The 474-nt window shown below is 39.5% G+C and carries 1 protein-coding gene; it reads left to right on the top strand.

Features of this window, described 5'->3' with window-relative positions:
* On the top strand, positions 1-474 hold a 474-nt coding region (locus tag ACKGJY_RS00305), incomplete at both ends, for an HYR domain-containing protein (protein ID WP_413971848.1).

Genomic DNA, 474 nt, shown 5'->3' with positions numbered 1-474 from the left:
AACTCTACAACATGTAGTTTTGATGTGATCGTAACTGATAATGAAGATCCTACAATTACATGTCCTGATCCTATTAACGTAAATGTGGATGCGGGTACTGATGGTGCTGTAGTTACTTATACTACCCCTGTAGGAACTGATAACAATGCTTCCGGAACTGTAACAACAACGCAAATTGCTGGTTTACCTTCTGGATCATTATTCCCTGTGGGAACTACAACAAATACTTTTGAAGTTACTGATGCTGCTGGAAACTCTACAATATGTAGTTTTGATGTGATCGTAACTGATAATGAAGACCCTACAATTACATGTCCTGATCCTATTAACGTAAATGTGGATGCAGGTACCGATGGTGCTGTAGTTACTTATACTACCCCTGTAGGAACTGATAACAATGCTTCCGGAACTGTAACAACAACGCAAATTGCTGGTTTACCTTCTGGATCATTATTCCCTGTGGGAACTACAACA

The sequence above is a fragment of the Hyunsoonleella sp. 2307UL5-6 genome (assembly GCF_047345485.1).
In the GTDB taxonomy this organism is placed as follows: domain Bacteria; phylum Bacteroidota; class Bacteroidia; order Flavobacteriales; family Flavobacteriaceae; genus Jejuia.
This window is presented reverse-complemented; position numbering and strand designations above follow the sequence as displayed.